This window comes from Streptosporangium sp. NPDC049248 (assembly GCF_040678965.1).
Taxonomy (GTDB): domain Bacteria; phylum Actinomycetota; class Actinomycetes; order Streptosporangiales; family Streptosporangiaceae; genus Streptosporangium; species Streptosporangium fukuiense.
In genome coordinates this window covers 1-5,077 of record NZ_JBFAQY010000071.1, presented here as the reverse complement: position 1 = coordinate 5,077, position 5,077 = coordinate 1, and the positions used below count along the sequence as shown (strand labels likewise).

The window sequence follows — 5,077 nt, the reverse complement described above, 5'->3', positions numbered from 1 at the left end:
GCAGTGAAACCGCTGCGGGAACCAATCCGGCCCCACGCCGGGCACGGCTATCCACAGCCGAAATCTCGACTTCCGCCTCTACCGCCCGACCAGCCCTATTAGCCCTTTCCGGCGTACTTGGTCTGCCCCCCACTCGACACCGTCCCGGTGATCAGCGCAGAGGCTCAGCGCACGGCCACGGCCTGCGGCACGGGCGCCGACGGCTCGCCCAGCCACACCTGCTGGCGGCCGTCGGCGGTGACGGTCAGCCCGAACCCCTCGCGCCCCGGCTGTCCTTGCTCGCTCCACCACCGGTGGGCGAGTCCGGCAGCATGTCGCCGGGATGCTCAGCCTTGTATGCCTCAATGCCATGCACCAGCCGGTCATAGGCGTCGTCGTCGAGCGCTGAGGTGCCGGCGCCGTAGTAGGTAGCTGCGGCGTCAACGGCCAGTGGCTACGTCACTGACTTCGAGAGCCAGATGTCGACGACTTCGAGGGCCACTTGGCGATCTTCCTCGCTCAGAAATGTCGGCGAGATTGGGAGCCGGCCACTACTGCCCGCCAGCGGTCGGCGGACGTGGTCGAGGCCGACGTGCTCGACGTGACCCGATGGACCGTGACCGGCGAGCCGGAGACCTGCCGCTCCGCTCCGGCCGCGGCAACGAGTCAACGAGTCAACGAGGAGAGGCGCAGGTCTGGTGCCGCCGAACACCTCGGCGAGGTGGCTCCCAATCTCATCGACACGAGACCACGCTCCAGCCGAGATGGCTCTCCGCTCGCGAACATGTGGCTCCGGATCTCACCTACAAAGCCAGGCCAGCTGTACGGCGGCGGCGTAGACGGCCTGGTCCTCAAAGCGGTTGAAGGGGGGTGCGTCATTCATAGATTCATCATTTCGGGCAGCACCGACATTCCTCGTTCCGTGAGCGGGGACTGAGCTGGGAGGATCACCGGCTCGCGCGGCGGCGAGCCAGCTCTCGGAGCCGAGGAGAGGCTCCGCCCTGCCTCGTCACCGGCCGGCGTGGATATGGTCCTGCTCGTCCGGGGTGCCGATGAGCGAGGCGTCAGCCGGATCGAAGATCGCGCCGGTGTCGGCGAGCGAGGCGGGTCTGCCCGGTTGGCGGAAGGACACGAGGTGCTCGGTGTCCGGGCCGTCGACCTGGCAGCGATAGGCGTCCCGGCGGGCCCCGTTCACCAGCAGGCGGACCTTCAGCCGGGCCGCCGCCCGACACAGCTGTTGAAGGGCCCCGAACAAGTCGTCGCCCTGAGCGATGATCTGTGGCTGGTCGAAGTAGTCGAGGACACCGATCTCGTCAATCTGGAAGGCCAGCGTCCACGGCTTATGCCTGCGGACGGTCACCGCCGCGCGTGCGGGCTCGCCGTCGCGCAGGATGCCGATCTCCATGGGAACCCCCTGGATGATTTCCCCCCACCGCCAGCACGGCTCCGGCAGCTCGCGGTATCTGGTGCGGCACGTCAGGCACGCCCACCTTTCCGGGTGAAGGGTGCAGCCGCCGAGAACGAACAGCCCGGCCTGCAGAGCCTGTTCCAGCTCTTCGTTGAAGGTCGGGTATCCGTACATGATCGGGACCATCCTGCTCGCGTCGCACCGAGAGCACAGCGGGTGCCCGTCCTCTCCCCTGTCCTCGACATAGTTCATCTTGGCCTCCTCAGTTCACCGATCACCGGCGATGATCGTCACGGCGGTATAGACGCTGCTCTGGCTCGCCGGGTTCGCGTTGCCATACCGCGCTCGGCGATGTCGAAGGCGCCTAGAGGCTTCGGCTCATCGACCTCACCGCAACTCCCCGATGCAGGCCGCTGACCTGTACCTTCTCTCTCGTTGGCGGCTGGTGACACGTTCCTTAACGGCACCCCTGCTCCGGTCAATCGGGGTCCTCCGCCCGTGGACTCCGGAAGATCGAGGAGCGGAGGAGCGCGCTGCGCAGCCGCATAAAATCCCGTCGTGAAGGACGTGATGCACCACTGGCTCCCTGATCGCCACCTCGGCGTCGCCGCGACGCTGTCGCACTCGGACGAGCTGATCGGGCAAGTCGCCAACCTGCTCTTCGACTACCAGACCCAGCCCGACGGTGTCTTCGGCCTGGCGGAGGTGCCAGCGGGCCCGTTCAGTCAGTCCGTCGTCGAACGCGTGGCTCCAATCCCCCGCAAGATCCCACTGCTCGTGGCCGACGCGCTGGTGGCGCTGCGGGCTGCCCTCGAGCACGCACTGTTCGCCGAGGTCGAGTTCCTGAACGGCTCACCGCTGGACGAGAAGGCGGCCAGGCTCGTCGAGATGCCCGCGTCGGACACCTACGAGAAGTTCGAGGAGTGGAAGAAGAGGCGCGCGAAGCAGGGCCCGCCGTCATTGCGGGCTGGCAGCGAGCTCGTGCGGCGGATCGACGGCCTGCAGCCCTTCCAGCGTCGGAGCGATCCTCATATGCACCCTCTGGCCCGGCTGGTCCTCCACACGAACCATGCGAAGCACAGGACGCCGGCGATCACGGCTGTCCGCATAAGCCGCCATGTACCAGGAAGACCAGAGGCCTCGCTCGATCCGTGACCTCCCGCCGCGCCCCGAGGAGCCGCTGCGCGTCGGCGACGTCATCGCCCAGACCCCGATGGGCACCCAGGTCCCCACGACATTGTTCCCGACGGTCGGGATCAACCGGCCGGGCACGGATCGGTGGCCGGTGCTGATGCAGGAGCTCGACGAGATCTCCCACTGGGTCCGCACCCGGGCGGTGCCGCGCCTCGTGACGGGCAGCATGGAGCCACCCGAGCCGGCGCTCCCGACGCGCTACGAAATCGCCGTCGGGCACGAGGACGAGCGTCGGGCGATGTCGGCGGGGTCGACGACTTCGGCCGCAGAGCGCCACAAGCAACGCTTGGGCGCGGCGTCGGCCCGGGTCGATCTCGTCGACACGATCGGTCAGGTGGACGGCTCCCCGAGCGTCCGTCAGATCACGGCCTGGCTGTCCCAGCTGACAGACGGGGAGCTGCTGGATCGGATCGCCCGGCTGAAGGTGAGCCACACCTACGACCTCGACGTCATGCGGCACAACTTCGAGGTCCTGGAGGGTCTGCGCGACGAGGTTCTGGAGTTCGCTCGTGACGGCGGGTCTACACCGAGTGGCGCTGGATGAGCACGGCCACGTCGACCATCGCGATGTTCGAACACGCCGGATCCTCCTCAAGGTAGCCGTCCAGCTGAGCCTGGGGGCGTCGAGCAGCTCCTGGCCGCTCACTCCCCCGGCGGAGAAAGGTCACGCGATCGACGTCGCGGATCTCGTACAGGCGGCCGGGGACGACGTTCTCCGACCGTTAGATGAACGCCCGCACCGAACGCGGCCCTCAACCCCTACCGCCAAAACCCAGTCCGAGCCGAACGCGAGCAGCTACGCCGCCAGCTCGACGACGATGAGTTCTGACCACGACCCGCGCCCGCTGCCGGCACCGTCACAGTGCGTCGAGGCGGGCCAGTAGTGCGGCCGCGGCCGCCGCCCGGGCAGCCGCCTTACTCGCTCCGCTCCCCTGGCCACGGACCGGCGTGCCGGTGGCGAGCAGGCGAGTGGCGGCGGCCGCGGTGAAGTCCGGCGCATGCGAGGGGCCGGTCGAGTTCACCGTCCAGGTGACCGCCTCGATACGACCCCGCTGGGTCTGCTCGTTCAGCACACTCACTGGATGACGCTCGCCCGGATCCGTTCCGCTCGACGGTCCCGATGCCCCTGTCGCCGTCGTCTTCGTCTTCGCCGTCACCGGCGCGGACAGGGACGGGGCCGGGCTGATCTGGATGCCGGCTTCCTTCAGCCACGTCTTCAGGGTGAAGGTCTCCACCTTCAGGTTCTCGGCGGCCTGGCGGATCGTCAGCCCGCCCGACAACAGGGTCTGGGCGATCTCGATGATGCGGGCGCGTTCGCGGCGCCGGTCTTCCTCGGTGGGCAGATCCATCCGGGCCGCGTGCTCGGCGGCGCCGGCCTCCAGCATCTCCCCCGCGCGTACCAGGCAGGCGACGCTGCAATACAGGCCCAGCCGGATGTGACGGCCTTTACCACCGGGCGCGCGCTCGAGTAAATACCAGCCCGCCGGCACCCACAGGCCGCGCTCGGCGCGCTGGCAGACGCGGCAGAAGAACGACCGCTCGACTTCCTGGTAGCCGGCCCAGGTGGCGGCCAGGCCGCCCCAGCGCCGTGACGCCGGAACCGGATGCTGCTCGTCGGTGCTCACGGCAGCCCAGCCTGCCAGAGCGGCCGCACGGCCGAGGGCAGGAGAGGCGACGAGCAGCACGGTCGAAGCGGCCACCCCCGACGCCCACCATGACAACAACCATGACAACAACGAATCACCAAGATCATAAATTCATCACTAAACGATCAGTCAAATGACATCACAGCAGTACAACCCATAGACACCATATGAACCATTTGTCAGACTCATCACTACAACACAAAGATCAAGGAAAAAGATCTTGGACATAGGTATCTCCCGATACGGAGGCCTTCGGCCCGACACCCGGCGCTGAGCTGGGCGGATGTGAGGAGGTAGGCGACGGTGGCGTGGGTGACCGTGCTGGGCCCCTCCATGACGCAGGTCGACTACCGCCTGCAAGAGGGCGCCGGATGCCGATCTCAGCTTCACATCGAGGCCTCCGTCGAGCCCTCCGTCGAGCACCAGGGCGACGCGCAGCTGGCCTACCGGCTGGCCGATGAGCGCGGCTTGATGTGGATCGGCGAGGGCCTGCGCGACGTCGGCATCGTCCCGGGCAGCACGCTGAGGCCCGCAGACCACGAGGCCGCACGAGCCATCATGGACGGCGTCGACCCGCGAAGCGGTGAGGTCCTCGTTGCGGCGAAGAAGGCCGTCGATCCGCGCGCCATGCTCGCCGGTGTCCCATTGCTGCAGGCGTTGGAAAAGAGCGCGCACGACCACGGACTGCGCAATGTGGGAGCGTTGCTGGTCGACAACGCCAAGATGGCCAAACGCGCGGCCCGGCTGGAGCGCGGCGTGCAGCGCAAGGGCGAGGCGTATGTGCTGGCGTACGAGGACGCGCGCAAACTCGCCCGCGTGGCCGGCCTGGATCTCGCCGCCGTCTACGACG

The 5,077-nt window shown here is 67.8% G+C and carries 5 protein-coding genes; 3 read left to right on the top strand and 2 right to left on the bottom strand.

Going from position 1 to position 5,077, the window contains the following annotated elements; all coding sequences use genetic code 11:
* Positions 1 to 988: 988 nt before the first annotated feature.
* Positions 989 to 1,639, bottom strand: coding sequence for a hypothetical protein (locus AB0K21_RS44550; protein ID WP_364159257.1), 651 nt, complete (start codon positions 1,637 to 1,639; stop codon positions 989 to 991).
* Between the two features lie 306 nt (positions 1,640 to 1,945).
* Between AB0K21_RS44550 and AB0K21_RS44545 the strand changes: the two genes are divergently transcribed.
* Entirely contained in the window at positions 1,946 to 2,542 is a 597-nt protein-coding gene (locus AB0K21_RS44545; protein ID WP_364159254.1) for a hypothetical protein, read from the top strand.
* Positions 2,505 to 3,125, top strand: a complete 621-nt coding sequence (locus AB0K21_RS44540) for a hypothetical protein (RefSeq protein ID WP_364159251.1) — start codon at positions 2,505 to 2,507, stop codon at positions 3,123 to 3,125. Before AB0K21_RS44545 ends, AB0K21_RS44540 begins: the two co-directional genes overlap by 38 nt.
* 313 nt (positions 3,126 to 3,438) lie before the next feature.
* On the opposite strand, the gene AB0K21_RS44535 is transcribed toward AB0K21_RS44540, so the two are convergent.
* Complete coding sequence (locus tag AB0K21_RS44535; protein WP_343966281.1) at positions 3,439 to 4,206, bottom strand: putative dsRNA-binding protein; 768 nt, start codon at positions 4,204 to 4,206, stop codon at positions 3,439 to 3,441.
* Between the two features lie 333 nt (positions 4,207 to 4,539).
* On the opposite strand from AB0K21_RS44535, the gene AB0K21_RS44530 reads away from it, so the two are divergent.
* A partial coding sequence (locus AB0K21_RS44530) for a hypothetical protein (protein WP_364159248.1) occupies positions 4,540 to 5,077 on the top strand: 538 nt, incomplete at its 3' end.